This is a genomic window from Pseudomonas sp. REB1044, from assembly GCF_038813925.1.
In the GTDB taxonomy this organism is placed as follows: domain Bacteria; phylum Pseudomonadota; class Gammaproteobacteria; order Pseudomonadales; family Pseudomonadaceae; genus Aquipseudomonas; species Aquipseudomonas boreofloridensis.
This window is the reverse complement of the sequence record NZ_CP046139.1, coordinates 822,995-849,455: the sequence shown is the minus strand read 5'-3', so window position 1 is coordinate 849,455 and position 26,461 is coordinate 822,995. Positions and strand designations below refer to the sequence as shown.

Here is a 26,461-nt window from a genome sequence, read left to right as displayed (position 1 = left end):
AACAGGCGGCTCACGCGTCGAGACATGATGTTTGCAAGCGTAGCGCCTTATTATGGACAGCCCGCCGGCCCCGGCGGCCACCGACAAGGAGTTACGCATGCACAAGCTGGCTGTATCGGCCCTGGCCGCCCTCGCCTTCAGCGGCCTGGTCCAGGCCGATGCGCGCATCGACCTGGGCGACGCGCAGCGGGTCACCCGCCTGTTCGCCTTTCCCAATAATTGCCATGTGATCTGCTTTCGCGACTGGACTCTTGAGCAGACCGTCGAGCACTACCTGACCCAAAGCGTGCGTCGCGACGGCTACGCCAACGCTCAGGTTCAGGTCAGTCGAAACAGCGACGACCATGTGCAAGCCCTCATCAGCGATGTCCCACCGAGCTACGCCGAGCCGCTGCGCCAGTTGCTCGACAGTGGCGAGCTGGCCTATCAGGGCGCCACCCGTCTGAACAAGGACGGCAAATGGGCCTACGACTGGTACCTGTTCCTGCCGCTGGGCATGGCCCTGGAGAACCGCCGCAGCATCGAGCTGCTGCATTTCCCACCGGATTACTCGCTCACCCAGGCCCAGGACTACCTGCGCTCTAACACCACCGACCGTTGGGCACAGTTGCTCATCTTCAACGGCATCGACGCCAGCCAGACCCCGGCCTACCAGACCATCGTCGACATCGCCCCGATCGCGGCGCCCGCCAGCGCCGGCAAGGACCTGGAGGGCACCTACACCTACTTCAGCGACTACCAGACGCGCATGGTCAAGCAGATGACCCTGCGCCAGGGCACCCAGCCGCTGCCGATGGTGGCCTTCGGCGCCCCGGTGCGCAGCTGGATCCAGCAGCAGTACGGGCCTAAGGTGAACGTGCTGGGGCTGGTCAGCATCAGCCCGCAGGCCGGCAGCCAGGTGCCGGTGCTCGGCGCCAACCACCCCAGTGCGATCTGGTATGCAGCGGACAAGAACAACACCGGCGGCGATCAGGACAAGGCCGACGCGGCGGGGCTGAAGATGATGGGCCAGGATCTGACCGCCGCCTGCTGGCAGGCCGGAATGGGGCGCAATCCTAACGCCGATGCCAAAGCGACGCTGGAGGCCTGTGCGACCAAGTGGCAAGTGACGCAGAAGAAGCAGACCTGCGAGCTGTTCTACCGCAGCATCCGCGACATGACGCCGGCACAGGCCGCCGCCAAGTGCAACACCGGGAGCGTGACGCGCAGCCTGCGCGATTTGCGCAGGCCGGCCGAAGTGGAGCTTTAGCCCGCGTCAGTCCTCGAGCAAGGTGCAGGCCATCACCAACGCATCTTCGCGTCCGCCCGGCGCCGGGTAGTAGTCCCGGCGCCGGCCGATTTCGTTGAAGCCGTAACGCTCGTACAACCCATAGGCCGACTGGTTGCTGGCGCGCACTTCCAGGAAGCATTCCCGGCCATTGAGCTGCCAGGCCCGTGCCATCAGGTGCTGCAGCAGGCGCAGGCCCAGCCCACGCCCCTGGTTCTCCGGCTTGACGGTGATGTTGAGCAGGTGCGCTTCGTCGATGATCACGTTGATCACCCCGTGTCCCACCTGCTGCTGGCCGTCGAACATCAACCACACTTCGTAGGACTTGAGCGCATCCTGAAAGATGCCGCGGGTCCAGGGATGACTGAAGGCGGCATATTCGATCTTCAGTACGGCATCCAGATCTGCCTCGGTCATCGGGCGGAAACTGATCGAGTCACTCATTCAACGCTCTTCCAGCGCGCCATCAGCTGGCGCATGGCTTTCCAGACGAGCGCCTTGCGCGGCGGCTCGTCCATCAACAATTCAAGACCCGGCAGTGGCCAGACCTCGCCCAGGCCCTCGACCGTCAGCATCTGGTAGTACGCCTGCTCGTCGGCAGCGGCGGCGAAGCGTACCGCCGGCAGGCCGACCAACCACACACAGTGGCTGGGGACTTCCTCCAGGCGCGCCTGGACAAAACCCTGGACGAAGTCGCGCGCCGACTCCGGGCCCTGGTCCATGGTGCTGCGCAACAGCAGCGGCCAACGCACCGGCTCGCCGACGATCTGCGGGGCGTCGGGCAGGCCGGCAGCGCGCAGCATGTCCTTGAGCAGCAGATAGGACGGGTCACGGCTCTGGAACGGCTGACCGGTGGCCAACTCCACCAACAGCAGGCAATTGCCCGCGCGCAACAGTTGCAAGGCGAAGCGCGGCGGCGGCACCGGCGCGGGCCTTGCGACCTTGGGCGCCTCCGGCTCGCGCTCGGCCACCGGGGCGGCCGGTTTGGGCGTGCTGCCTGGGCGCGGAATCTCGATCTTCGGCCGCTCGATCTGGCGCACCTGGCCGGCGACCGGCACGGCCTCGGCCTGAGTGGCGGCTGCCGGGCGCGCCGGCTGCACCTCGAAGTCCGGTGTCTCCACCGGCGCCACCGGCAGCAGCAACTCGGGCCGCGAAGGCGCCGCGAACGGCAGTTCGGCGCGCGGCAGCCAGTGCACCACTTGCATGGCGGACAGGTAGGCGCGGCGGCGGGGCTCGGTCAGCACGGCTCAGGTTCCGGAGGGTTGGGTGGCGGTCGGGCATTCTAACGCCGTTGGCGGAAATTTTCCGAGCCAATCCCGCTTCCGAGGCCGCGCGCACCGCCCAGGCGCGGGTTCATCCGCGACCAGGCCACCCAGGCCGGGCAAAACCCGGACCAAGGGGTGAAATCCTGCCCCCCTGATGCAGTACAATCGCCGCTTTTATTTGGCAACGAGTCGACCCGCCAATGATCGAACCCAAGCGCGTCCTGCGCGCCCTAGCCGAACACTGGGCCTTGATCGAGCCGCTGTGCGAGCGTTTCGACCAGGGCACCCTGAGCCTGGTCGAGCTGCGCCAGCAACTGGCCCGCCAGCAGGTGGAGAGCACCGCGCAGGACATCACCCAACTGCTCGACGTGTGGATCCGCCTGGACATCCTGGTCCCGGTGGCCAAGAGCCCGAACCGCTTCGAGCTCAACGCGCAGATCCACGATTTCCTCGCCTACCTGCGCCGCGAGCACCGCCTGGGCCTGTGCCTGGAGATCGAAGCCTACCTGCGCCACCTCGAGCGTCTGGCCGGGCATATCCAGGACGCCTTCGACAACCGCGACAGCGACGACCTGGCGCGCCAACTGCGCCTGCTCGACATGCGCGTGCGCGACGTGCTGAAGAAGCTCGATAACGACGAGCAGGCGCTGGTGGCCGTGGCCGAACGGGCCAAGACCAGCAACCGCCAGATCCCCCTGCGCCAGCGCTACGCCGAAGTGCTGGCGACCTGGGACGAATACGTCGAGCCGATGATCCAGTTGGTCAATGCCGACGGCGCCTTCGAGCAGGGCGTACGCAAGGTCGAGACCGTGCTGCTGCGCCTGCTCGGCGAGCAGGCACGCCTGGGTCATCTGGTCGACGACGACATGCTGCTGCGCACCCACGCGCGCATCCTCGAGATGCAGACCAGCGCCCAGCTCACCCTGCGCCATGCCCGCGAACTGCTGCTGCCGCTGCGCGAGGAAGCGCGTCGGCATAACGCCGTGACCCGCGGCGCCGCGCTGGCCCTGTCGGTGATCCGCAAGAAAGGCCTGGACGCCGTGCCACAGGCGGCCATGCCGCTGTTCACCCGACCGCAGAGCACCTTCCTTGGCAGCGCCAGCCAGGTCGAAGCCTATGTGTATGCGCTGGCCCGCTTCGAGCCCAAGCCGGCGCGCTTCCCCAAGGCGCACAGGACCGACAAAGGCCCGCTGCCGCGCGCGCCACGCACGGTCAAGGAAATGCTCGAACGCTGCGAAGACGCCCTGCCGCTGCCCGACCTGATGGTTTGGTTGCTGGAGCAGGAGCCCGAAGGTGCCACCGACGAACTGCTGTACTGGTTCTCGCGCCTGTCGCGTGAAAAGCGCTTCAGCCGCGCGCGCCTGGAGCGCCAGGACTACCTCACCCGCGAACACGTGGTCAGCCTGCGCTCCTTCGCCCTGACCTCCAGCCGCGAGCCCTCGCCGGCCACCACCGAATCCACCGCGAGTCCCGTCCATGCATCTTGATCTTTCCGAACTGTCCCAGCTCGCGCCGATCTTCCGCGAGCTGTTCAAGGGCTTCCACATCAGCCGCCGCGACCCGGAGCTGTACGCCCAGTTGTCGAACTTCCAGGATGCCTACCGCAGCCTGTTCAAGGCCTTGGGCTTCGAACTGGTGTGCGACACCCGCGGCTTCTACTACTTCGTCCCCGAACAGGCCGCCGCGCAGGTGAACAAGACCGCCCAACGCCTGGCACTGTTCACCTTCATCCTGGTCGAGCACCTGGCCGACCAGGGCCGCGACCCGATCGCCGTGCTCGACGGCGGCAGCATCGGCCGCGACGAGTTGCCCTCGCTGCTGGAGAAGTACCGCGACCTGTTCCTGCAGGCCGAGGTGCAGACGGTCGAGGAGCTCGAAGAAAAAATCCTGCGGCGCATGACGCAATTGGGCTTCGCCTTCGAGGAAGGTGGCATCTATCGCTTCCTGCCGCCGATGCACCGCTTCCTCGACGTGTGCCTGTCGGTCCAGCAGGACCGCGACCTGGCCGCCACCCTGCACAGCGACCTGCCGTTGCCGACACCGGTGCTGATCGAGGAAGAAACCCCCGAAGAACTGCACCGCACCGACGACCCGCTGGACCTGACGCCGTTCGACGGCGAGGAGTCCGAAGAAGACGCCCTGGCCCGTGCCATCCGCGAAGAGCAACAGGAGATTGACGCATGAGCCAGGAACGCTACGGCATTCGCCGCTTCGCACTGCTCAACACCGCCGGCTACAGCCTCGGCCTGTTCCCGCTGGAGCACCCGCTGTCGGTGTACGGCGCCAACAACCTGGGTAAATCGGCATCGATCAACGCGCTGCAATTCCCGATTCTGGCGCGCATGTCGGACATGGCCTTCGGCAAGTACAGCCTGGAGCAGTCGCGGCGGTTCTACTTCGCCAGCGACACCAGCTATATCCTCTGCGAACTGAACCTGCCCCACGGCCCGCACGTGATCGGCGTGGTCGGCCGTGGACCTGGCGGCGGTTTCGGTCACCAGTTCTTCGCCTACCAGGGTGAACTGGACCTGGCCCATTACCAGAAAGACGACACCTGCCTGCGCCAGAAGGAGCTGTTCACCAACCTGGAGCGCAATGGCCTGAAGGCCTACGAGCTCAAGCCGGACGAACTGCGCCGGCTGCTGGTGGGCGGGCACACTTCGGTGCCGCTGGACCTCACCCTGATTCCGCTGCGCTCGACCAGCGAACAGAGCCTGAAGACCTTCCGCGCGCTGTTCATTAACCTGCTGCACATGCGCGAGATCACCGCCGCCAAGCTCAAACAACTGTTCCTCGACGCCTTCGAGCACAGCCTGCGCTCGGGCAGTGTCGACTACATCGCGGCGTGCGAAGAAGCTTTCCGCGACGTGCGACGCATGGAGCAGGACTACAACGCGCTGGTCGCAGCCGGTCCGCTGGTCGAGGCCCTGGCCGGTGGCGTGGCTCAGCGCGACATTCTGCGCGGTAAGCTGCACCGCCTCTCGCCGCTGCTCGACAGCCTGCTCGGCACCTGGCAGGACTACGCGGCCGCGCGCAAGGACGAACTGGTGATCCAGGCCGAGCACTACCGGGCCGAGCAGGATGCCCTGCAGAACGACCAGCGCGGCGGCACCCAGGAGCTGATGCGCCTGGAGCGGGAGATCACCGGCATCCAGCGCTGGCTTGGCGAGCTGTCGGTGCTCAAGCACCGCTTCGCCCTGGTCGATGACGTCAAGGTGCTGGAGCAGCAACTGCTGGCGGCCAAGGACGCCCACGACGAACTGGCCGGCGCCCTGGCGCAGTCGCGCCAGTTCTCCGCCGAAGACCTCGACGAGCGCGTGCGCGACCTGGAAAAACGCCTCAAGGCCGTCAAGCAGCAGCTCGAGCACGCCGACAACAACAGCTATGCGCGCCTGCGCGAGGAATTCTCGCAGCAGGACGTCGACCGCCTGATGCGCCTGTTCAACGGCGCGCTGTTCAGCCTGCCGCTGGGCGAGCGCGGCATCGAGGTGGACGACGGCGATCAGTGGGTGAGCACCCTGGAGCAGGTGCTCGACCGCTTCAAGGGCGAACGTTTCGAAGTGCCGGGGCTGTCCATCGACCTGTCGCACATCGAACCGCCGGCGCTGCAGGCCCTGGCCGACCGCGCCGCCCTGCGCGATCAGAAGGAGCGCCTGGAAAAAGAGCTGCGCCAGCTCAAGACCCAGCAGGCCGTGGCTCTGGATCGCGCCGCGAGCAAGGCCCAGACCGAGGCGCTGTACCAGCAGGTGCTGGACGCGCAGAAGGCCCTGGAAGACTTCCGCCGCAGCGAGACGCTGAGCGCAGAAGAGCCGGAGAAGCTCGAACAGCTGGCCCAGTTCGAAGCGGCCCAGGACGAACTCAAGCGCTCCAGCGACGCGTTCACCGAGCGCGTCCAGCAACTGTCGGCCAAGCTGCAACTGGTCGGCCGCCAGATCGCCGACATGGAAGCCAAGCAACGCACCCTGGACGACGCCCTGCGTCGCCGTCAACTGCTGCCGGCCGACCTGCCATTCGGCACGCCGTTCATGGAGCCGGTGGACGACTCGATGGACAACCTGCTGCCGCTGCTCAACGACTACCAGGACAGCTGGCAGGCCTTGCAGCGCGTGGACAACCAGATCGAGGCGCTGTATGCCCAGGTGCGCCTCAAGGGCGTGGCCAAGTTCGACAGCGAAGACGACATGGAGCGCCGCCTGTCGCTGTTGATCAATGCCTATTCGCACCGCACTGAGGAAGCGCTGACCCTGGCCAAGGCCCGCCGCGCCGCCGTCACCGACATCGCCCGGACCTTGCGCAACATCCGCAGCGACTACGACAGCCTCGAGCACCAACTGGCCCTGTTCAACCGCGAGATTAACCGCCGCCAGGTGTCGAACCTGGAGAGCTTCCGCGTGGTGCTGGCGCCGAACAAGGAAGCGCTCAAGCACATCGACCAGATCATCCACAGCGCCGGCCAGTACGAGGAAGGCGAGACCCTGTCGGTGTTCGACCTCACGCAGAACGCCGAGCAGGACAACAAGAACGAAGAGGCCAAGGAGTACCTGGCGCGCCTGGTGGCGGCCAACCACAACCAGTTGGGCCTGAAGGACCTGTTCGAACTGGCCTTCGAGATCACCAAGATCAACAGCCAGCCGGTGATCCACGCCGACATCGACGGCGCCGCCTCCAACGGCACCACCATGACCATCAAGGCGCTGACCAACATGTACCTGTTGCTGCACCTGATGGACCGCGACCTGGCCGGCCGCATCCGCCTGCCGTATTACCTCGACGAAGCGGCGGACATCGACGAACGCAACCAGGCGGCGCTGTTGGAAACCAGCCAGCAGTTGGGCTTCGTGCCGATCCTGGCGAGCGTGAAGCCGCAGGTGTCGGCCCACGTGGCGATCGACCTGGAAGGCGGCAGCGGGCCGAACGGGATCTACATCGACGAATCGGACTGGAAGTACATCAGTCGGCGGGATGTGGAGAAGGCGATCGTGCGGGAGCACGCTGAAGAGACGACAGCCTGAGCATTGACTGCACGGGGCCTTTCCAGGCCCCGATCCAGGCCGTGGCCGCAACGTGTTACCGTTTTTACGTGAACTAGTCGTTTTTTTAACGCTTTGAAGCCAGCATTAGCGTTTTGACCAAGTCTTGGGCATTATCGTTTTGGCATTCTGCTCAACGAAAATTAATGCTTCTGCACTGCGATTAAAGGATTTGCACCATGCAGGTTGGCTTCCATGCCCTCGCCGAACGATACGGCATCTCATTGGTGCAACCCCTGCGCGTCAACTCGTTGATCGGAACCAGTCGCCAAAGCCGTGACAGTGGAGAGCAAATTGAGAATCGCTATCCGCCCAACTACCGTCCCAACGACGACTTTGCCGGTCACTTCGCATTCGGGCTGAAATACGAAGAGATTCACCTTGAGTTCTTCGCACGGCTGTTCGCAGCCATCGGACCCCAGCCAATCGAATCCTGGTGCCGGGATGAGCCTTTCGGCCAGTATGCCCGCCGCACCGCATTCTTTTACGAATGGCTGACCCAGAAATTCTTGGATCTCCCGGACATCACCAACGGCGGCTACATCGACGCCATCGCATCCGACCGCTACCTCACACGCACCGAACCAGTACGCATTCGCCGCTGGCGAATCAACAACAACCTTCCAGGAACTGAAAACTTCTGTCCTGTCGTTCGAAGGACAGCAGCGGTACAAGAGGGCTTGCGATTCGATCTGGGTGCAGAACTCAGTGAACTGGATCGCACTTACGGGGCGGACATACTCCTGAGAACAGCCAGCTGGCTGACCTTCAAGGAATCGCGCGCCAGTTTCCTGATCGAGAGAGAGGCAGACCAGGCGGATCGCATTCAACGCTTCGCTCACGTCATTGCGCAACATTGTGGCCGTATCCACGAGCCGCTCAGCGGCCAAAGTCTTCAGGCACTGCAAACGGAGATTCTTGGCCGCGATGCATTTGGTCTTGGGCTGCGGCGGTCACCGGTTTTTGTTGGGCAGGCCACGATGCGAGACAACATCGTGCATTACATTGCACCTCATTTCGATGACCTGACTTCAATGCTCGAGGGTTTGAAGGGCTTCGAGCGTGCCACCGAGGGAGCCGAGTCACTCGCCCGCGCTGCAGTGATTGCATTCGGGTTCGTCTACATTCATCCCATGCGCGACGGTAACGGGCGAATCCATCGTTTTCTGATCAACGATACCCTTGTGCGTGACAGGGCCATACCGGAAGGTGTGATTCTGCCGGTGTCGGCCACCATTACCAGCTCGGCCGAATTTAGAGCAGGGTATGACCGTGCATTGGAAGTATTTTCGCGGCCTTTCATGCGACGTTATGCGACTGCCTACCACTTCGGCGAGACGATCGTTCACGAGGATGGAACACCCAGCAACTTCTTTTTCGACGATTACGAGGACGCCAGATTCGCTTGGCGATACCCGGACTTGACCGAGCACGTGCTGTATACAGCACGTGTTGTCTCTCACACCGTTCGCAGGGAAATGGCGGAAGAGGCCAGGGTATTGATGGTCTTCCAGCGCGCCTTGGAACGCATCAAGGATGTCGTTGAAATGCCGGACCCCGATGCCAACCGTATTATTCGCTCCATCAAGGAGAACGGCTGGAAGATTTCCGGGAAGCTCAAGAAACAGTACCCGCCACTTGAAGACGAACGCCGGGCGGCTCGCATTCTGGAAGCCATCCGGTCCGCATTCGAAGGCGACGACGTCAACGAAGCCGAAGAATAGTCACTCAGTTCTGCACTGCGAAGGGCCTGCTAGCTGAAATCGACACGCGCCACGGAAGCGTCATTGCGCCCACGGCCGGATCGGAATTGCCGTCACCGCATTCTGCGGGCTGCCTTCGACGATACGGTCGCTGTACACCAAATACACCAGCGTGTTGCGCTTCTTGTCGAGGAAACGCACCACCTGCATAGTCTTGAACACCAGCGAGGTGCGCTCCTTGAACACCACCTCACCGTCCTTGAGCTCGGTCTTGAAGCTGATCGGCCCGACCTGACGGCAGGCGATGGAGGCCTCGGCGCGGTCTTCGGCCAGGCCCAGCCCACCCTTCACCCCGCCGGTCTTGGCCCGCGACAAATAGCAGGTCACACCCTCTACCTTGGGATCGTCGAAGGCCTCGACCACGATGCGGTCATTCGGTCCAAGGAACTTGAACACCGTCGACACCTGACCGATTTCATCGGCCCCCGCCAACATCGGCAGCGCCAGCGCGGCCACGGCAATCATCCTTTTCAGCATGTGCGAACTCCTCAGACCAGTACCAGATTGTCGCGGTGCACCAGCTCCGGCTCGGCGCTGTAGCCCAGCAGACGCTCGATGGCATCGGACGGCTGACCGATGATCTTCTGCGCCTCCAGGGCGCTGTAGTTGGCCAGGCCGCGTGCCACTTCAAGACCGTCCGGGCCCACGCAGACCACCATTTCGCCGCGCCGGAAACTGCCCTGGACGGTCTTCACGCCGACCGGCAGCAGACTCTTGTGCGACTCGCGCAGGGCCTTGACGGCGCCGGCATCGAGCACCAGCGTGCCACGGGTCTGCAGATGGCCGGCCAGCCACTGTTTACGCGCCGCGAGCATGCCGCGCTCGGGCGACAGCAGCGTGCCCAGGCGCTCGCCGGCCTTGAGCCGATCGAGCACGCGCTCGATGCGCCCGCCGATGATGATGGTATGGGCACCGGAACGGGCTGCCAGGCGCGCGGCGCGCAGCTTGGTCTGCATGCCACCGCGACCGAGCGCGCCACCGGTGCCGCCGGCCACGGCGTCGAGCGACGGGTCGTCGGCACGGGCTTCATGGATGAGCTGGGCTTCGGGGTTGTTGCGCGGGTCGGCGTCGAACATGCCATCACGGTCGGTGAGGATCACCAGCAGGTCGGCCTCGACCAGGTTGGCCACCAGCGCCGCCAGGGTGTCGTTGTCGCCGAAACGGATCTCGTCGGTGACCACGGTGTCGTTCTCGTTGATCACCGGCACCACACCCAGGTCGACCAGGGTGCGCAGGGTACTGCGGGCGTTGAGGTAGCGCTTGCGGTCGGACAGGTCGTCGTGGGTCAGGAGGATCTGTGCGGTGTGCTTGCCGTGCTCGCCGAAGCTCGACTCCCAGGCCTGCACCAGACGCATCTGGCCGATGGACGCGGCAGCCTGCAACTCGTTCATCGCGCTCGGTCGGGCAGTCCAGCCCAGTTGGCTCATGCCCGCGGCCACGGCCCCGGAGGACACCAGCACCAGTTCCACGCCCGCTTCGCGCAGCGCCACCATCTGCTCGACCCAGACCGCCATCGCACCACGATCCAGGCCCTTGCCGTCGGCGGTCAGCAGCGCACTGCCGATCTTCACGACCCAGCGCCGGGCGCCCGTCACCTTGCTTCGCATCTTCTCTTCCAACCCATGTCGAATCTGTAGATACCAAAACGCCGCTCATTCGAGCGGCGTACCGTGAGAGGGTGTTGAGGCCATCGCGGGACAAGCCCGCTCCCACAAGGATCGCAGCGGACCTGTGGGAGCGGGCTCGTCCCGCGATGGGCTCAACGCCCAAGCCTGATCACGGCACACTACTCGAAGAGCGGCGTTCAGTGTACTGCAACCGGTCAGTCGCGCACGTAAATGATTTCCGGACCGTCTTCGTCGTCCTCGAAGTCGTCCCAGTCGTCATCGTCGCCGATGTCATGCACGCTCTTGACCCCGGTGCGGCGCAGGGTGCGGGCGTCATCCAGGGCTTGCAACTGGGCCCGGGCCTCGTCTTCGATGCGCTGGTCGAGCTCGTTGAGCTCGGCGGCATAGGCCGGATCGTTGGCCAGGCGGTCGGCGCGGTCTTCCAGGTAACGCATGAGGTCGTGGCTGAGCTGCTCGGTGCCCTGCTTGGCGATGGCCGAGATCACATAGACCGGGCCTTCCCAGTTCAGGCGCTCGACCACTTCCTTGACCCGCGCGTCGCGGTCCTCGTCCATGATCATGTCGGCCTTGTTCAGCACCAGCCAGCGCTCGCGGTCGACCAACGCCGGGCTGAACTGCGCCAGCTCGTTGATGATCACTTCGGCGGCATCGGCCGGGCTGCTTTCATCCAGCGGCGCCAGGTCGACCAGGTGCAGCAGCACGCGGGTACGCGCCAAGTGCTTGAGGAAGCGGATACCCAGGCCGGCGCCTTCGGAAGCCCCTTCGATCAGGCCGGGGATGTCGGCGATGACGAAGCTCTTCCAGCGGTCGACGCTGACCACGCCCAGGTTCGGTACCAGGGTGGTGAACGGGTAGTCGGCGACCTTCGGCTTGGCGGCCGAGACCGAGCGGATGAAGGTGCTCTTGCCTGCATTGGGCAGACCCAGCAAGCCGACATCGGCCAGCACCTTCATTTCCATCTTCAGGTCACGCTGCTCGCCCGGCTTGCCTGGCGTGGTCTGGCGCGGCGCACGGTTGGTGCTGGACTTGAAGCGGGTGTTGCCCAGGCCATGCCAGCCGCCCTGGGCGACCATCAGCTTCTGGCCGGGGGTGATCAAGTCACCGATGATCTCCTGGGTGGAGGCGTCGATCACCGTGGTGCCGACCGGCACGCGCAGGTACAGGTCCTCGCCCTTCTTGCCGGTACAGTCGGTGCTGCCGCCGTTCTGCCCGCGCTGGGCTTCGTGGTGGCGGGTGTAGCGGTAGTCGACCAGGGTGTTGAGGTTCTCGTCGGCCACCATGAACACCGAGCCGCCGTCGCCACCGTCACCGCCGTTGGGACCACCGTTCTCGATGAATTTTTCGCGGCGGAAGCTCATGCAACCATTACCGCCGTCACCGGCTTTTACCCGGATCGATACTTCGTCAACAAACTTCATTCAAAACCGCCTCTCGCCGAACGACGAGTTGAAAACCAGAAAACCTTGAGGCTCTTGCAAAAATGAGCGCGGCGGCCCCGTACGAACCAGAAACCAACGCCGGCAGCCCAGACAAACAGCTTTGCAAGAGGCTCACCACAAACGAAAAAGCCCCGTCGCATGACGGGGCTTCTGGAGCGACGTCGCGATCAGGCGGCGACGATGCTCACATAGCGGCGGTTGAACTCGCCTTTCTTCTCGAACTTGATCACGCCGTCGATCTTGGCGAACAAGGTGTGGTCCTTGCCCATGCCAACGCCGTAGCCCGCGTGGAATTCGGTACCGCGCTGACGGACGATGATGTTGCCCGGCTTGATGACCTGGCCGCCATACATCTTCACGCCAAGGCGTTTCGATTCTGAGTCGCGACCGTTACGAGTACTACCACCAGCTTTTTTGTGTGCCATGGTTCAATTCTCCAATAAATTCAGGGGATCGTGGCAATTAAGCCTGGATACCGGTGATTTTGATTTCGGTGAACCACTGGCGGTGGCCCATGCGCTTCATGTGGTGCTTACGACGGCGGAACTTGATGATGCGAACCTTGTCGTGGCGGCCTTGCGAAACGACTTCGGCCACTACTTTAGCGCCAGCAACGACTGGAGCACCGATGGTGACGGCGTCACCGTTGGCAACCAGCAGAACGCGATCGAAGGTCACGGATTCGCCAGTGGCGACTTCCAGTTTCTCGATCTTGAGGAATTCACCTTCAGCGACTTTGTACTGCTTGCCGCCGGTAACGATTACTGCGTAGGACATTTTGAATCTCCGATAATCCTGCTCACCCAGCGCTTTATATGATGAGTATTGGCTGGCATGGCTGCACGAGGCTGGAACGGCCCGGCGCAATTGCGTAAGGCAGGTGCTGCCCAGGAAGTTAGGGTGCGCGATTGTACGCAACCGGTCGAAGCCTTGCAAGTGCCGGCCCTGCGGCGCAGGCGGCGCGCCTTGACACACCGGGACCCGCGACCTAGCATGCCGCGCAACCTCAATGGAGCAGCCGATGCAACCCCAATCCTTCTACCGCGCGGTGGCTGACGATTTCAGTGCCGTCGACGAGATCATCAAGAAGCAGCTGACCTCGCGCGTGCCGCTGGTATCGAAGATCGGCGACTATATCACATCAGCCGGTGGCAAGCGCCTGCGCCCGCTGCTGGTACTGCTGTGCGGCAAGGCCCTGGGCCGCGAAGGCGACGATCTGCGCCTGCTGGCCGCGACCATCGAGTTCCTGCACACCGCCACGCTGCTGCACGACGACGTGGTGGACATGTCCGGCATGCGCCGCGGCCGCTCCACCGCCAATGCCCTGTGGGGCAATGCGCCCAGCGTGCTGGTGGGCGACTTCCTCTATTCGCGTTCGTTCGAGATGATGGTCGAACTGGGCTCGATGTCGGTCATGCAGATCCTCTCCAAGGCCACCCGGGTGATCGCCGAGGGTGAAGTGCTGCAACTGTCGCGGGTACGTGACGCCAGCACCAGTGAAGAGGTGTACATGGACGTCATCCGCGGCAAGACCGCCATGCTCTTCGAGGCCTCCACCCACAGCGCCGCGGCGCTGGCCGGTGCCAGCGAGCAGCAGCGTGAAGCCCTGCGTACCTTCGGCGACCACCTGGGCGTGGCCTTCCAACTGGTCGACGACCTGCTCGACTACAAGGGCGACTCCGAGACCCTGGGCAAGAACGTCGGCGACGACCTGGCCGAAGGTAAGCCCACCTTGCCACTGATCTACACCATGCGCGAAGGCACTGCCGAGCAGGCCGCACTGGTGCGCCAGGCCATCCAGAAAGGCGGCCTGGAAGACCTCGAGCAGATCCGCCTGGCCGTCGAAGCCTCCGGCGCGCTGGACTACACCGCGAACCTGGCCCGCGACTACGTCGCCCGCGCCATCGCCTGCCTGGAAGTGCTGCCGGCGAGTGACTATCGCGATGCGCTGGTGGAGCTCAGCGAGTTTGCAGTCGCGCGTACGCACTGAGCGATAGACCCCATCGTGCTTATCGCGGGGCAAGCCCGCTCCCACCAGGATCGTCGTCATCCTGTGGGAGCGCGCTTGCCCCGCGCTTGCGTTGGCCCAGAGAAAATACCTCTGCGCGGCAAAACCTTATACAATGTGCGCCTTTGATCCCCTATCTACCAAGGAACCGAAGTGAGCACTTTGCCGCCCTGCCCTGCCTGCAACTCCGAATACACCTACGAGGATGGCACCCAGCTGATCTGCCCCGAATGCGCCCACGAATGGTCGGCCAGCGGCGAAACCGAGGTGGCCAGCGACGACGTGGTGAAGAAGGACTCGGTCGGCAACGTCCTGCAGGACGGTGACACCGTTACCGTGATCAAAGACCTCAAGGTCAAAGGCTCGTCGCTGGTGGTCAAGGTCGGCACCAAGGTCAAGAACATCCGCCTGTGCGATGGCGATCACGACATCGACTGCAAGATCGACGGTATCGGCGCCATGAAGCTCAAGTCCGAGTTCGTGCGCAAGGTCTGACCTGCCGCCGCCGGGCTGCCCACGGGCGGTCCGGCCGGGTCCTGCAACGGGGTCCGCTGCACCATTTGGCAGAATTCGGCTAATAGACACTTGCTATTCTGATAATAAGAATTATTCTCATTGGAAATCGCTCTCCAAGGAGAATTGCCATGACCTACCTGATCGACGCCTGGCTCGACCGTCCCCATCCCTACCTGCGCATCCTGCACCGCGAAACCGGCGAAGTCTGCGCCGTGCTCGAAGAAGAAGCGCTCGACGAACTGCGCGACCAGGGCGACCTGGATCTCACTGGGCTGAATTCGAGTGAACCGGGGGTGCTGAAAGAGGTGGTGCGCAACCTGTTCCTGTTCTGCTATGCACGGGCGTTGCGCCCTGGCGGAACCGATTGGAATTGAGTGTGGCAGGGCCGACGACATCCCAGGGTGAACCCGCCGCCTGCCGACACGGGCTTACCCTGGGATGAATACGCAGCGGTTTTACAGAACGTCGAGCAGTTCGACGTCGAACACCAGTGTGCTGTGCGGCGGGATGCTGCCCACGCCTTGGGCGCCATAGGCCAGTTCGCTCGGCACGTACAGGCGCCATTTGCTGCCGGCATTCATCAGTTGCAGCGCCTCGGTCCAACCGGCGATCACGCCACCGACCGGGAATTCGGCTGGCTGGCCGCGCTCGTAGGAGCTGTCGAACACGGTGCCGTCGATCAAGGTGCCGTGGTAGTGAGTGCGCACGTTGTCTTCACGGCTCGGTTTGGCGCCGCTGCCGGCGGTCAGCACTTCGAACTGCAGACCCGAGGCCAGGGTGGTGACTCCGTCGCGCTTGGCGTTGTCGGCCAGGAACTGCTTGCCAACGGCAGCAGCGGCTTCGGCCTTGGCCGCCGCTTCGGCCTGCATCACTTCGCGGATGACCTTGAAGCTGGCAGACAGGTCCGCCTCGCTGACACGGCTGTCGGCGCCATTGAAGGCGTCGGTCAGGCCCGCCAGGATCGCTTCCAGGCTCACGCCCGGCGGCGGGTTGTCACGCAGTTGGCCACCCAGCTGACGGCCGATGCCGTAGCTGACGCGGGTTTCGTCGGTGGACAGATTCAGTTCGGACATTGCTCGCTCCACTTGAGGGCGCCTGACATCCGCGCCCTTCGTCAAAAGGGCGAGCAGCCTAACACCCGGCAGCGGGACGCTGCCAGCGGCAAGCTACAAGCTACAAGCTACAAGCTACAAGCGAGAGCCCATCACCTATCCGCTCTTTCTTGCCGCTTGAAGCTCGAAGCTTGCCGCTCAATGCTTGGTGAGCTTGTCCAGGTAGCCCATGACGAACGCAGACACCACGAAGGTCATGTGGATGATCACGTACCACATCAGGTACTCGGTGGAGATGTTCTGCGCGTCCATGAACACCCGCAGCAGGTGGATCGAGGAGATGGCGACGATGGAGGCGGCGACTTTCATCTTCAGCGACGAAGAGTCCATCTTGCCCAGCCAGTTGAGCTTCTCCTTGCTGTCGTCGATGTCCAGTTGCGAGACGAAGTTCTCGTAGCCGGAGATCATCACCATCACCAGCAAGCCGCCGACCAGCGACATGTCGATCAACGACAGAATCACCAGGATCAGGTCGGCTTCGCTGAGTGAGAAAACGCTGGGCAGGAGGTGGATCACTTCCTGGAAGAACTTCAGCGCCAGGGCCAGCAGGCCCAGGGACAGGCCGAAATAGATCGGTGCGAGCAGCCAGCGTGAGGCATACATCGCATTTTCGAGAATACGTTCCATGGAGGCTAGGGACTCGTGAATGACGCACATAGGGCGCGCGAGTATAGCCAGCCACCTGTGACAGCAAAAGCCCGCAGCGTTGCCTCAGCGACGTTCAGTTGTCTGGACGGAAGCGATAGTCACCCAGGTTGCGGCAGCGGTCACCATTGATCTGACGCAACTGTGCCTGCAGGTGCAGGCACCAGATCTGTGGGTCGTCGCTGAGCTGGTAGCCGTGCAGGGTAAGGCTGTCGACCACGGCGTTCATCACCGATTCGGCCACCTGCGGACCGTGGAACGGGCCTTGGGCCTTGATGGCCGATGGCTGCTCACCGGCCATGCCGGCGGCAAACAGCAAGGTCCACAGACCATTGTCGCCGGCCAGCGGACGAATGCTGCATTCGATACGTGTCACCAGGCCGAGGCACTGGCGGGTAAGGCTGAGGTTGCGCATGGCAGCGTCCCCTCCTTCAAAGCCCTGTTCAGCCTGCGACTGGCAGGCTGTTTTCATCCTGAACCTTGGAAGCGTCCTTAGTTCCAGCCTAGACGCCTTCAGGTCGAGTTGGAAAACCGGCGCCGAACGGTAGCAACTGGCTGCCAGCGCCGGTTTGTTGACTCAGGCGGGTTTGGCCTGGGCCACCATCTCTTCCAGCCGTTCCTTGTCGGCATCCTTGATGTCGTCCTCGCTGATCATCTCGGCGATGACCCGCAGGCGTTCCACTACACGCGCATTGACGCTGCCTTCGGGGAACTCGCCGTTTTCGTCCGGCGTGCCGGCTTCCTCGCCCACCAGCAAGCTCAGCGCCTCGTCGGCCTGACTGACGGCGTACACATGGAAGCGCCCCGCCTCCACCGCCTGCAGCACGCGCTCGTCGAGCATCAGCGTGGCGACGTTAGCGCGCGGAATGATCACCCCCTGCTCGCCGGTCAGGCCGCGTGCCTCGCACAGCCGGAAGAAGCCTTCAATCTTCTCGTTGACCCCACCGACCGCCTGCACTTCGCCGAACTGGTTGATCGAACCGGTAATGGCGAAGCATTGCTTGAGCGGCGTGCGCGACAGCGCCGAGATCAGCGTACAGGCCTCGCCCAGCGAGGCACTGTCGCCATCGACGTAACCGTACGACTGCTCCAGGGCGATGCTCGCCGAAATGGCCAGGGGGAATTCCTGGGCGTAGCGGCTGCCCATGTAACCGGTGAGGATCATCACGCCCTTGGAGTGGATCGGCTGACCGAGGTTGACCTCGCGCTCGATGTCGACGATGCCGCTGCCACCGGGATAGACCGTGGCCGAGATCCGCGCCGGCATGCCGAACGCCGAGTCGCCCACCTCCAAGACGGTCAGGCCGTTGCACTTGCCGATGGCCGCGCCTTCGCTGTCGATCAGGATGATGCCGGCGAGCATGTCGTCGAGGACTCGCTGCGACACCCGACCGGTGCGCGTGGCCTTGGCCTTGAGCGCCCGCTCGATGTGCCCGGCATCGGTCATCTCGTCACCGGCCAGTTGGCGAATGAAGTCGGCCTCGCTGACCAACTGGAACAAGTCGCCGATGCGCGCCGACAGTCGCGCCTGATTCTCCGCCAGGCGTGCGCTGAAGGTAGCCAGGCGCGCCACCGCATCGCTGGTCAGCGGCGCCATGCCTTCCTCGTTGGTGCGCGTGCGCAGCAACTGGGCGAACTGCTCCAGGTTCTCGTCGACCATCGGCATGTCTTCGTCGAAGTCGACCAGGACGCGGAACATCTCCTGGAAATCTGGATCGTGGTCCTGCAGGGCGTAATAGAGCTGGCGTGAGCCGATGATCACCAGCTTGACGTTGAGCGGGATCATCTGCGGCGTGAGGGTGACGGTGGCGATACGCCCCAATTCGCCGAGCGGTGACTCCATCTTCAGCTTGCGCGATTGCAACGCGCGCTTGAGGGCATCCCAGACGAAGGGCTCGCCAAGCATTTTCTCGGCTTCGAGAATCAGGAAGCCGCCGTTGGCCCGGTGCAGAGCCCCGGAGCGCAGTTGCCGGTAGGAGGTGGACAGCGCGCCCTGGTCGGTGCTGTATTCGATGCGCCCGAACAGGTTGTCGTAGGTCGGATGCGGCTCGAACACCACCGGCGCGCCGCCGTCCAGCGGATGACCGACCACCAGGCTCGGCGCGTATTGCTCTTCGAGCATCTTGCGCGCCACGGCGTCGGTCTTGGCATCGTCGACCAGTTGCTCGACCACGGTGCGCAGCAGGTTCAACTGCATCGATTGCAGGTAAGCGCACACCGCCGCGTTCTCGGCGTATTTTTCCGACAACGGCGCCAGCAGCGGTTGCAGGGCCAGGGTGATGGTCTCTTCGTTGAGCTCGCGCAGTTGATTGTTCGACTCGCGCTTCCACTGCGGCAGGCTGAACAGCTCCTCGTTGAGGCGCTCCTCCAGCGCGGCGATGTCCTCGTGGAACTGTTCGCGCACCTCTTCGGGCAACTGGGCGAACTCGGCTTCATCCAGCGCCTTGCCGTCGGCCATGGGGGTGAAGGCCACGTTGCTGGCGTCGCGGTACAGCGCCACGTCCTTTTCCAGCGACGCCCGCTCGATCACATCCAGGGCGCGGTCGTAGCGTTGGTTGAAGGCGCGGTCGATGGCGCCTTTCTTCTGCTGGTAGGCCGGGTGTTCGAACACCGCCGGGAAGGTCGCCAGCAGGTTGCCGATCAGGCCATTCATGTCGGCGATGAATTCGCTGGCGCTGGCTGACGGCAACTCCAGGGCGCGCGGCTCGCGCAGGTCGTCGAAGTTGTTGACGTAGACCCAGTCCGAGGGTGTCTTCTGGCGCTTGCCCTCGGCCTTCAGGTAGCGTTTGACGAATGAGAAGCGGCCGGTGCCGGGCTCACCCATCACGAAGACGTTGTAACCAGGCCGCGGCATGGCCACACCGAATTGCAGGGCCTCGACGGCACGTTCCTGGCCCAGTACTCCGCGAAACGGCTCCAGATCGTCGGTGTGGGTGAAGGCGAACTGCTCGGGCGTGAAACGCCGGGTCAGGGCTTCGGGCGCCAGACGCAGGCGCGCGGCAACGGGATCGGGCATCGGGTTTCCTTACTTCGGCGGGGCGGATGAAGGCATTCTGGGGCTGTGGGCGCGCGCCTGGCAAGGCTCGCCGAGACTTTATGTCGCAGCGCAAAAAGCGCATGCAATAGAATTTTTCGCAATCGCTGACGCAACTAATCGTTAGCGCCTAAACTCCAAACTGCGCGGGTGGGTATCATGCTTTCCCGCCTGGCAATGAACTGCCAGACAACCCTGATCATTGATACGTATCGAAAAAGAGAATAACGCTATGAAACGGATTCTTCTGGGTACCTTGTTCGCCGCGGTTTCGATCAACGCCATGGCAGAAGCGCCAGGCGGCCCGAACTGCGGTTGGGGCAACCTGCTGTTTGAAGGCCAGCGCGGCACGCCGGCGCACTTCCTGGCTTCCACCACCAACGGCACCTCCGGTAACGCCACCTTCGGTATGACCTCCGGCACCAACGGCTGCTCCACCAAGGCTGCGCTGACCTACGGCGGCAAATCCTGGCTGGCCATGAACGGCACCATGAACGAGCTGTCCGAAGACATGGCGCAAGGCCAGGGCGAAGCCCTGACCACCTACGCCGTGGTCATGGGCGTGAAACCAGAAGACCGCGCGCGCTTCGCCTCGGTCACCCACGACCACTTCCAGCAGATCTTCAACAGCGCTAACGTCACTGCAGAAGACGTTCACAGCAACACCATCGCTGTCCTGAAAAACGATCCGCAACTGGCCAAGTACGCCACCGAGGCGTAAGTTCGGCCCATCCCGCCCCACACGGGGCGGGATTCGTTCGCCTTCCTTTGGCACCTTTCAGAAGTAGTTGCCCCACATGCTCAAACGCCTCGCCTACCTGACGCTATGCGCCTGCGCGCCCGCCTATGCGACCCCTTCGCTGGACGAAGCCCGCGTGCAACGCCTGGCCGCCGATCGCTACTGGATCGCCCTGGGCCATTACGAGACCGCCAAGCTCGGCGGTTGGCGCAGTTATGTGGACGATGACAAATTCTTTCTCGCCGCCGATGGCGCCCATCACCCGGACCGCGAACTGCGGGCCACGGTCGATGCGCTGTACGCGCCGGCGAGCCTGGGCGACAAGCACGCCCAATGCGTTTTCCCGGCGCGCACCCGCTGGCTGCGCGAGCAACTGCAGCTCACCGACCTGCCCACGCCGGACTGCCAGGAATACCAGCGCTGGTACGCCGACGTGGCGCCGCACAGCGCGGTGCTGATCTTCCCGGCGGCTTACTTGAACAGCCCGTCCTCGATGTTCGGCCACACCCTGCTGCGCATCGACAAGGCCGACACCCGCAGTAACGACACCACGCTGCTCAGCTACGCGATCAACTTCGGCGCCTACATCGAAGGCAGCGACAACAGCATCCTCTACGCCTGGAAAGGCCTGATGGGCGGCTACCCCGGACTGTTCGCGATGATGCCGTACCAAGAAAAACTCTCCGAGTACCGCAGCCTGGAGAACCGCGACCTGTGGGAGTACCAGCTGGACCTGACGCCGGAAGAGACCGGGCGCATGGTCGAGCACGTGTGGGAACTCAAGCAGGTGCAGTTCGACTATTTCTTCTTCGACGAGAACTGCTCCTACCGGTTGCTGGAGCTGCTGCAGGTGGCCCGCCCCGGCCTGGACCTGACCTCGCAGTTCCCGCTCACCGCCATCCCTACCGACACGGTCAAGGCGGTCAAGCAGTCCGGCTTGGTGTCGGACGTGCGCTACCGCCCTTCGCGCGAGCGCGAATTGCTGGCCCGTGCCGAGCCGCTCGATCACAACGAGAAGCAGCAAGTGCTGGCGGTCAGCGCCGACACCGCGCAGTTGCAAGGCCCGGCCTTCAACGCCCTGCCCCGCGAGCGCCAGGCCTTGGTGCAGGACGCCGCCTATCGCCTGGAGCGCTACCGCGCTACCGGCCAGGAACGCGACCCCGAGCAAGCCAAGCGCAGCTTCGAGCTGCTGCGGGCGATCAACCGCAACCCGCCACCACCGCTGGACATCCAGCGCCCGGGCCTGCCCGAAGACGGTCACCAGTCGCGCACTTGGCAACTGGGCGTCGGCACCCGCGAGGACCGTGCCTTCGCCGAGTACGGCCTGCGCATGGCCTACCACGACCTCAACGACAACGCCTATGGCTTCCCGTTGGGTGCGCAGATCGAGATCCTCCAGCTCAAGCTGCGTCAATACGAACACAATGAATGGCAGGTACAGCGACTGGACCTGGCCACCATCCGCTCGCTGACGCCACGCAACGAGCTGCTCAAGCCCTGGTCCTGGCAGGTTGCAGGCGGCTTGGAACGGATACCGGGCAAACACGACGACGAGGTGCTGGTCAGCCACGTCAACGGCGGCGGCGGTGGGACCTGGCAACTGGCCGATGGGCTGCTCGGCTTTGCCCTGGGCACGGTCCGCGTCGAGCACAACAACGACTTCGCCGAGTTCGTCTCGCCAGCGGCCGGCTTCAATGGCGGTCTGTTGTGGCGCAACGGCTTGGGCAACATGACCCTGGAAGCCAAAGGTGACTACTTCACCAATGGCGAAGTGCGCCGCAGCCTGAGCCTGAACCAGCAGTGGGAAATTTCCCAGAACCTGGGCCTGCGGCTCAGCGCCAAGCGCGAGTTCAGCCACCTGGCCAGCGCACAGAACGAAGTGATGCTGGAGTTGAAGTGGTACCAGTACTGAGCCTGTCCCCAAGACTGCCGGCCTCGCGGATGAACACACCACCTCGGTAGGCACCGCGTAAAGATCGCAATCCGGTTACGGCATTTTGACATCGCCGCGACAATTCCCGGCCTAGACTCTCCTTATGACCCGGAGGTCCAGTGTCCATGTCGCGGTATGGCTTCGCTCTGTGCTTCACCCTGCTGCTGGTTGGCTGCCAGTCCACCCACGAGCAGATGCTCCATCAAGGCTATCCGCCCGCCTACGCCGACGGTTTTCAGGACGGCTGCGGCAGCGGTCGCCAGGCGGCGGGGTTGATGGTCGGCGATTTTCGCAAGGACGTGCCGCGCTACCTGCACGAACGCCAGTATGAAACCGGCTGGGACGATGGCTTCCGCCAGTGCAACGCAATGCAGAACACTGAAGACCTGCGCCAGTACCGCGAGCGCTACTGGGATGAGCGTGACCGCGATTGGCAACAGGAAAAAGACCGTGACGCTGCGCGCGCTTATCGCCACAACTGAGTCGGCCACAGGCATCCGCTGAAACCCCGCCTCCCCCACCATGGTCTGCTCATAAAGGAGGCCATTCATGAGTCGAGCATTCGTCAACGAGGACCAGGCCGCCGCCCAGGCGAGCCAGCCGGTGGAACGCCAGGTCAGCGACCAACCCAACTACGTCACCGCCAGCGGACTGGCACAACTGCAGCAACGCGTCGCTGATCTTGAGGCTTTGCGCAGCCGCCTGAAGGCCGAAGGCGAACGCGCCGACAAACAGCAGTTGGCCGACACCGAGCGCGACCTGCGCTACTTCCGTGCGCGGGTGCAAAGCGCCCACGTGGTGCCGCCTGCCCATTCACAGGAGAAGGTGCAGATCGGCAGCCGCGTGCGGTTCGTCGACGAGCAGGATGAAGAGCATGCCGTGCAGTTGGTCGGCGAAGACCAGGCCGATGCAGCACACGGCCTGATCAACTGGGGCTCGCCATTGGGTCGTGCGTTGCTGGGGGCCAAGCCGGGGGATGAGGTGCTGTGGCGCCGGCCTAGGGGCGATGTGAACATCGCAATCCTGGCCGTTGAGATCGGTGGCTGACTGACCGACACGTCATCACCGTGTCTCGCTGCCTCGCCATCTCTTAGGCCTGGCTCGGAATGGCCCATGTGCGCAGAAGCTCCAGGCGCCTTGACGCTGCCGACGCTGCGTGGAAAACCGCCCGGGACGCGATCGCGAACGTTGCCCGTAGGTATTCATCTTGCCTGAATTTCGTGTCAAGACTGTTCAGACAGGCCTAGCATTTCTATCAGTTGTTGGATAGGCGAAGCCGCCTCTAAGTTAAGTGGCCATGTTGGCACAACACGCAGAGGGACTTGACCATGTCAACCACGAAGCCCAATTCAGCACCTGCTACCCCGCTCGAAGAAGTCATCATCGATGACTCCGAAGGCAAGGACTCAGTCAACAGTGACCTGGCGACCTTCGCCCAGCACGTCAAGAAGACCTACCCGGCCGACACCAATGATCCACAGCGACCCTTCATCCAAGGCGCGCTGATTGGCGTCGGTAACGCAGACCTCGGCATCAACGACGAAGTGGTAGAGCAGTACAACGACAGCGTACTGGTCATCGTGCCGCCGTACAAAGGTATGAAGGCGGGCGAGCTGGTAGTCGTCTTTTGGAATGATGTCATCGTCAGCCTCAAGCTGATCGACAAAAACGATGTGGGTCGCTACCTGACGTTACGCGTTGACGGCGCAGATATTCCAAAAGGGAGTCGCACGCTGTCCTACCATGTTCAAGATGACGGCAAGATTCGCTTGACCTCGCCAAGCAGCAAGACGTTGTTCCGAATTGGACAGCCGGGTGTCGATGGCGCCAAGGGTGTCGACGAAGAACTCAGCGCGCCCATCGTCACCCTGCCTGCATCGAAAGTGATCGGTGCGGCCGATGCGAAAGCCAAAATCAAGGTGACCGTTCCTCCCTACCTGAGCATGAATGTATCGGACGTGATCACGCTGTACTGGGGCGATGAAACGATCGACCATGTCGTCACGGCGGCAGAGGTGGGCAAGTCGGTGGTCATCATGGTCGATGAAGCCGTCATCAAGAAAGCAGGGGACAGCAAGCAACTGCCCGTTTACTACTTCGTCACCGACGTAGTGGGCAATGAATCTGAATGGTCGAAAGATGCCTTCGTGCATGTGCAGCTGCAACCCGCTCCACTGACCGCGCCCGTGGTGGTCGGGGCTGACGGCAAGGTCAATACCACCGGCAAGATCGACCTGACCATGTTGGGCAGCGACCATGTGCTGATCCGGATTACAGGCCAGTTCAAGGCCAAGGACCTGATCACGCTCAACTGGAACGGAACCACCGGTACAGGACAGGTCATTCCCGTAACCTACGGGCCTGAGGAAGTAACCAAAGACAGCACTCAGTTGGAGTTCAAGGCGCCGTTCGAAGCGCTGGCAGCGCTATCCGGCGGTAGCACGCGCCTGACCTATACACTGAAACGCAACGGCACCGAGACCACCTCCGAGGCAGCGTTCATTGATATCGAGGGTGAAGCGGTCGGCCTCCCCCGCCTGTGCTTAACAAAGACAAGAACGAGGATTACTGGATCGGTGCCGACCACACGGTTTTGCATGTACGCATACCGGTCGAAGCCGGACTCAAGGAAGAGGACGAAGTGACGGTACGCTGGATCGGCGTCACCTCGGACAACAAACCCTTGGTCCTGAGCAGCAAGATGATCAGGGTGAGCAAGAGCCGGGTGGGCAAAGTGCTGTCCGTGCAGTTACGGGGTTCGGTGTTCCTCAAGCCTCTGGACGGCGGTTGGGTGAATGTTTTCTACCAGATCAAACGAGGGGAGAAAATCATCGAGTCCGATTCGGCCAGGTATGACATCGGATACCTGTCAGAAACACTACCCGCACCGTTCACCGAGCAAGCCCTGCCCAGTAACGTGCTGGATCCCGAATTGCCAGAGTATGAATACGACCTGGAGATCTTCATTCCCAAAACAGCGACTCAACCGACGCCCTGCACGGTAACGCTGTATTGGGAAACGTCCGAGGGCGGTTACTTCGAAGACGAACAGCGCTTGCAAGCCGGCGACGAAGTCAGCCCCTTCCAAGTGCCTGCAGAATACTTGAACGTGAAGGGCAACATCCCAGTCAAGGTGACGGTCTACTATATCGTCAGTTGGGAGAATGACGATAAACCGGACCAGGCCTCGCAAGACTTCGTCTTCAATATGGCCACCCAAGCCATGCTGCAAAAACTCAGCGGCCCACTGACAGTTCCGGCGTTCCCCAACGGCTCGATTGACCTGAGCAAAATTACGCGCACCGGCTTGGTCATCGAAGTGCCGCATTATCACAATATGGCGGTCGGTGACGTCATCAGCATCAAATTCGGCAACACCATCCTCAAAAGCCAACAGGTCACCACACTGGGTAAACAGTCCATCACTCTCACGCTTGCAGACGTGGCGAAACTGAATACACAGGAGGTGGTGCTGAGCTACCATGTCGAGCGTCACCCTTCGGGCGATACGTTTACCTCACAACCCTCCTCGTTCACGATGAAGGGCAGCCTGATCCTGTCGGCGCATTATGAAAACTTCAATTACTACTCTTATCAATTCAGCTTCAGACGGAACGCTCCAGTCAACTACTATCTCTGCACCGTAGAACTGCTAAGTGGCAGTGCCTCCCAGCCATTTAATTGGAATTCCAGTTGGTTTCCTACGATGGGCGCCCTCGTATATGCACACCAACATAGTCAGGTGTTATTCCGACTAAAAGTACGGGCACGTTCGATAGCGTTTGATATCGCGGACGCGTCGAGAGTCCCAAGCCGAGTGGAGTTTTTCGATTACGACGGTCGGCTGATTGGCTCGATAAACACCCCAGCGTTCACCAACTATCCATCTGCCGGCTATACGATCTATAGCACGCGAGTGTCTTACATCACGCCTGGCGAGCTGATCAGTTCGTTCAAGTTCATTGATGGCGGTGGAGATACGTTCATCGATAACCTGGTCTTGAACTACGTCTGATCGGCATCTCGCCTGCGAGGTGTACGGCCCGCGAGGCGCCGTACACCTTGGTTCGACAGGGGCTAAG

25 protein-coding genes are annotated in these 26,461 nt (G+C 62.8%); 14 read left to right on the top strand and 11 right to left on the bottom strand.

Annotated elements, in window-relative coordinates; genetic code table 11:
• Nucleotides 1-97 precede the first annotated feature (97 nt).
• Nucleotides 98-1,249 (top strand): hypothetical protein, encoded by a 1,152-nt coding sequence (locus tag GKC70_RS03970; RefSeq protein WP_342650510.1) that lies wholly within the window; start codon nucleotides 98-100, stop codon nucleotides 1,247-1,249.
• 6 nt (nucleotides 1,250-1,255) lie between these two features.
• On the opposite strand, the gene rimI is transcribed toward GKC70_RS03970, so the two are convergent.
• On the bottom strand, nucleotides 1,256-1,711 hold the full coding sequence (gene rimI, locus GKC70_RS03965) for a ribosomal protein S18-alanine N-acetyltransferase (RefSeq protein ID WP_342650509.1): 456 nt from the start codon (nucleotides 1,709-1,711) through the stop codon (nucleotides 1,256-1,258).
• On the bottom strand, nucleotides 1,708-2,511 hold the full coding sequence (locus GKC70_RS03960; RefSeq protein ID WP_342650508.1) for an energy transducer TonB: 804 nt from the start codon (nucleotides 2,509-2,511) through the stop codon (nucleotides 1,708-1,710). Before GKC70_RS03960 ends, rimI begins: the two co-directional genes overlap by 4 nt.
• Before the next feature lie 221 nt (nucleotides 2,512-2,732).
• Between GKC70_RS03960 and mksB the strand changes: the two genes are divergently transcribed.
• From mksB to GKC70_RS03940, 4 genes are all read left to right on the top strand, one after another.
• Nucleotides 2,733-4,019 (top strand): Mks condensin complex protein MksB, encoded by a 1,287-nt coding sequence (gene mksB / locus GKC70_RS03955; protein WP_342650507.1) that lies wholly within the window; start codon nucleotides 2,733-2,735, stop codon nucleotides 4,017-4,019.
• On the top strand, nucleotides 4,009-4,716 hold the full coding sequence (gene mksE, locus GKC70_RS03950) for an Mks condensin complex protein MksE (RefSeq protein WP_029614188.1): 708 nt from the start codon (nucleotides 4,009-4,011) through the stop codon (nucleotides 4,714-4,716). The genes mksB and mksE overlap by 11 nt, the downstream gene beginning before the upstream one ends.
• Nucleotides 4,713-7,544 carry an Mks condensin complex protein MksF gene (gene mksF, locus GKC70_RS03945; protein WP_295481397.1) on the top strand — a complete coding sequence of 944 codons (2,832 nt, stop codon included), beginning with the start codon at nucleotides 4,713-4,715 and terminating at the stop codon, nucleotides 7,542-7,544. The genes mksE and mksF overlap by 4 nt, the downstream gene beginning before the upstream one ends.
• A 197-nt stretch (nucleotides 7,545-7,741) precedes the next feature.
• On the top strand, nucleotides 7,742-9,286 hold the full coding sequence (locus GKC70_RS03940) for a Fic family protein (RefSeq protein WP_342650506.1): 1,545 nt from the start codon (nucleotides 7,742-7,744) through the stop codon (nucleotides 9,284-9,286).
• 60 nt (nucleotides 9,287-9,346) lie between these two features.
• Here GKC70_RS03940 and GKC70_RS03935 read toward each other — a convergent pair whose 3' ends face one another.
• The 5 genes from GKC70_RS03935 to rplU form a co-directional block, all read right to left on the bottom strand.
• Entirely contained in the window at nucleotides 9,347-9,802 is a 456-nt protein-coding gene (locus GKC70_RS03935; RefSeq protein WP_295481395.1) for a CreA family protein, read from the bottom strand.
• An 11-nt stretch (nucleotides 9,803-9,813) separates the two neighbouring features.
• Entirely contained in the window at nucleotides 9,814-10,932 is a 1,119-nt protein-coding gene (gene proB, locus GKC70_RS03930) for a glutamate 5-kinase (RefSeq protein WP_039580289.1), read from the bottom strand.
• Nucleotides 10,933-11,147: 215 nt separating this feature from the next.
• Nucleotides 11,148-12,371: an Obg family GTPase CgtA gene (gene cgtA / locus GKC70_RS03925; RefSeq protein ID WP_039580292.1), complete on the bottom strand. Its 1,224-nt coding sequence runs from the start codon at nucleotides 12,369-12,371 to the stop codon at nucleotides 11,148-11,150.
• 188 nt (nucleotides 12,372-12,559) lie between these two features.
• Entirely contained in the window at nucleotides 12,560-12,817 is a 258-nt protein-coding gene (gene rpmA, locus GKC70_RS03920; protein ID WP_029614211.1) for a 50S ribosomal protein L27, read from the bottom strand.
• 37 nt (nucleotides 12,818-12,854) lie between these two features.
• A complete protein-coding gene (rplU, locus tag GKC70_RS03915; protein WP_029614212.1) occupies nucleotides 12,855-13,169 on the bottom strand; it encodes a 50S ribosomal protein L21 in 315 nt (104 codons plus the stop codon).
• A gap of 244 nt (nucleotides 13,170-13,413) precedes the next feature.
• On the opposite strand from rplU, the gene GKC70_RS03910 reads away from it, so the two are divergent.
• The 3 genes from GKC70_RS03910 (at nucleotide 13,414) to GKC70_RS03900 (ending at nucleotide 15,290) form a co-directional block, all read left to right on the top strand.
• Nucleotides 13,414-14,382, top strand: coding sequence for a polyprenyl synthetase family protein (locus GKC70_RS03910; RefSeq protein WP_039580294.1), 969 nt, complete (start codon nucleotides 13,414-13,416; stop codon nucleotides 14,380-14,382).
• Between the two features lie 171 nt (nucleotides 14,383-14,553).
• Complete coding sequence (locus tag GKC70_RS03905; protein ID WP_342650505.1) at nucleotides 14,554-14,895, top strand: zinc ribbon domain-containing protein YjdM; 342 nt, start codon at nucleotides 14,554-14,556, stop codon at nucleotides 14,893-14,895.
• A gap of 149 nt (nucleotides 14,896-15,044) precedes the next feature.
• A complete protein-coding gene (locus GKC70_RS03900; protein ID WP_029614214.1) occupies nucleotides 15,045-15,290 on the top strand; it encodes a hypothetical protein in 246 nt (81 codons plus the stop codon).
• Nucleotides 15,291-15,371: 81 nt separating this feature from the next.
• Here GKC70_RS03900 and GKC70_RS03895 read toward each other — a convergent pair whose 3' ends face one another.
• The 4 genes from GKC70_RS03895 to GKC70_RS03880 all read right to left on the bottom strand — a co-directional run bounded on the left by GKC70_RS03895 (nucleotide 15,372) and on the right by GKC70_RS03880 (nucleotide 19,689).
• Complete coding sequence (locus GKC70_RS03895; protein ID WP_039580298.1) at nucleotides 15,372-15,989, bottom strand: FKBP-type peptidyl-prolyl cis-trans isomerase; 618 nt, start codon at nucleotides 15,987-15,989, stop codon at nucleotides 15,372-15,374.
• Nucleotides 15,990-16,166: 177 nt separating this feature from the next.
• Nucleotides 16,167-16,655: a TIGR00645 family protein gene (locus GKC70_RS03890; protein ID WP_342650504.1), complete on the bottom strand. Its 489-nt coding sequence runs from the start codon at nucleotides 16,653-16,655 to the stop codon at nucleotides 16,167-16,169.
• 94 nt (nucleotides 16,656-16,749) lie between these two features.
• On the bottom strand, nucleotides 16,750-17,088 hold the full coding sequence (locus GKC70_RS03885; protein ID WP_029614217.1) for a hypothetical protein: 339 nt from the start codon (nucleotides 17,086-17,088) through the stop codon (nucleotides 16,750-16,752).
• A 162-nt stretch (nucleotides 17,089-17,250) separates the two neighbouring features.
• Nucleotides 17,251-19,689 (bottom strand): AAA family ATPase, encoded by a 2,439-nt coding sequence (locus GKC70_RS03880; RefSeq protein WP_342650503.1) that lies wholly within the window; start codon nucleotides 19,687-19,689, stop codon nucleotides 17,251-17,253.
• A gap of 250 nt (nucleotides 19,690-19,939) precedes the next feature.
• Between GKC70_RS03880 and GKC70_RS03875 the strand changes: the two genes are divergently transcribed.
• The 6 genes from GKC70_RS03875 (at nucleotide 19,940) to GKC70_RS03850 (ending at nucleotide 26,394) form a co-directional block, all read left to right on the top strand.
• On the top strand, nucleotides 19,940-20,428 hold the full coding sequence (locus GKC70_RS03875; protein ID WP_342650502.1) for a DUF3015 domain-containing protein: 489 nt from the start codon (nucleotides 19,940-19,942) through the stop codon (nucleotides 20,426-20,428).
• A 76-nt stretch (nucleotides 20,429-20,504) separates the two neighbouring features.
• Nucleotides 20,505-22,358, top strand: coding sequence for a DUF4105 domain-containing protein (locus GKC70_RS03870; RefSeq protein ID WP_342650501.1), 1,854 nt, complete (start codon nucleotides 20,505-20,507; stop codon nucleotides 22,356-22,358).
• A 146-nt stretch (nucleotides 22,359-22,504) separates the two neighbouring features.
• Complete coding sequence (locus tag GKC70_RS03865; RefSeq protein WP_342651462.1) at nucleotides 22,505-22,861, top strand: hypothetical protein; 357 nt, start codon at nucleotides 22,505-22,507, stop codon at nucleotides 22,859-22,861.
• 67 nt (nucleotides 22,862-22,928) lie between these two features.
• Nucleotides 22,929-23,426 (top strand): GreA/GreB family elongation factor, encoded by a 498-nt coding sequence (locus GKC70_RS03860; RefSeq protein WP_342650500.1) that lies wholly within the window; start codon nucleotides 22,929-22,931, stop codon nucleotides 23,424-23,426.
• A gap of 281 nt (nucleotides 23,427-23,707) precedes the next feature.
• Nucleotides 23,708-25,024, top strand: a complete 1,317-nt coding sequence (locus GKC70_RS03855; RefSeq protein WP_342650499.1) for a hypothetical protein — start codon at nucleotides 23,708-23,710, stop codon at nucleotides 25,022-25,024.
• Nucleotides 24,919-26,394, top strand: coding sequence for a hypothetical protein (locus GKC70_RS03850; protein ID WP_342650498.1), 1,476 nt, complete (start codon nucleotides 24,919-24,921; stop codon nucleotides 26,392-26,394). Before GKC70_RS03855 ends, GKC70_RS03850 begins: the two co-directional genes overlap by 106 nt.
• Nucleotides 26,395-26,461: the final 67 nt, after the last annotated feature.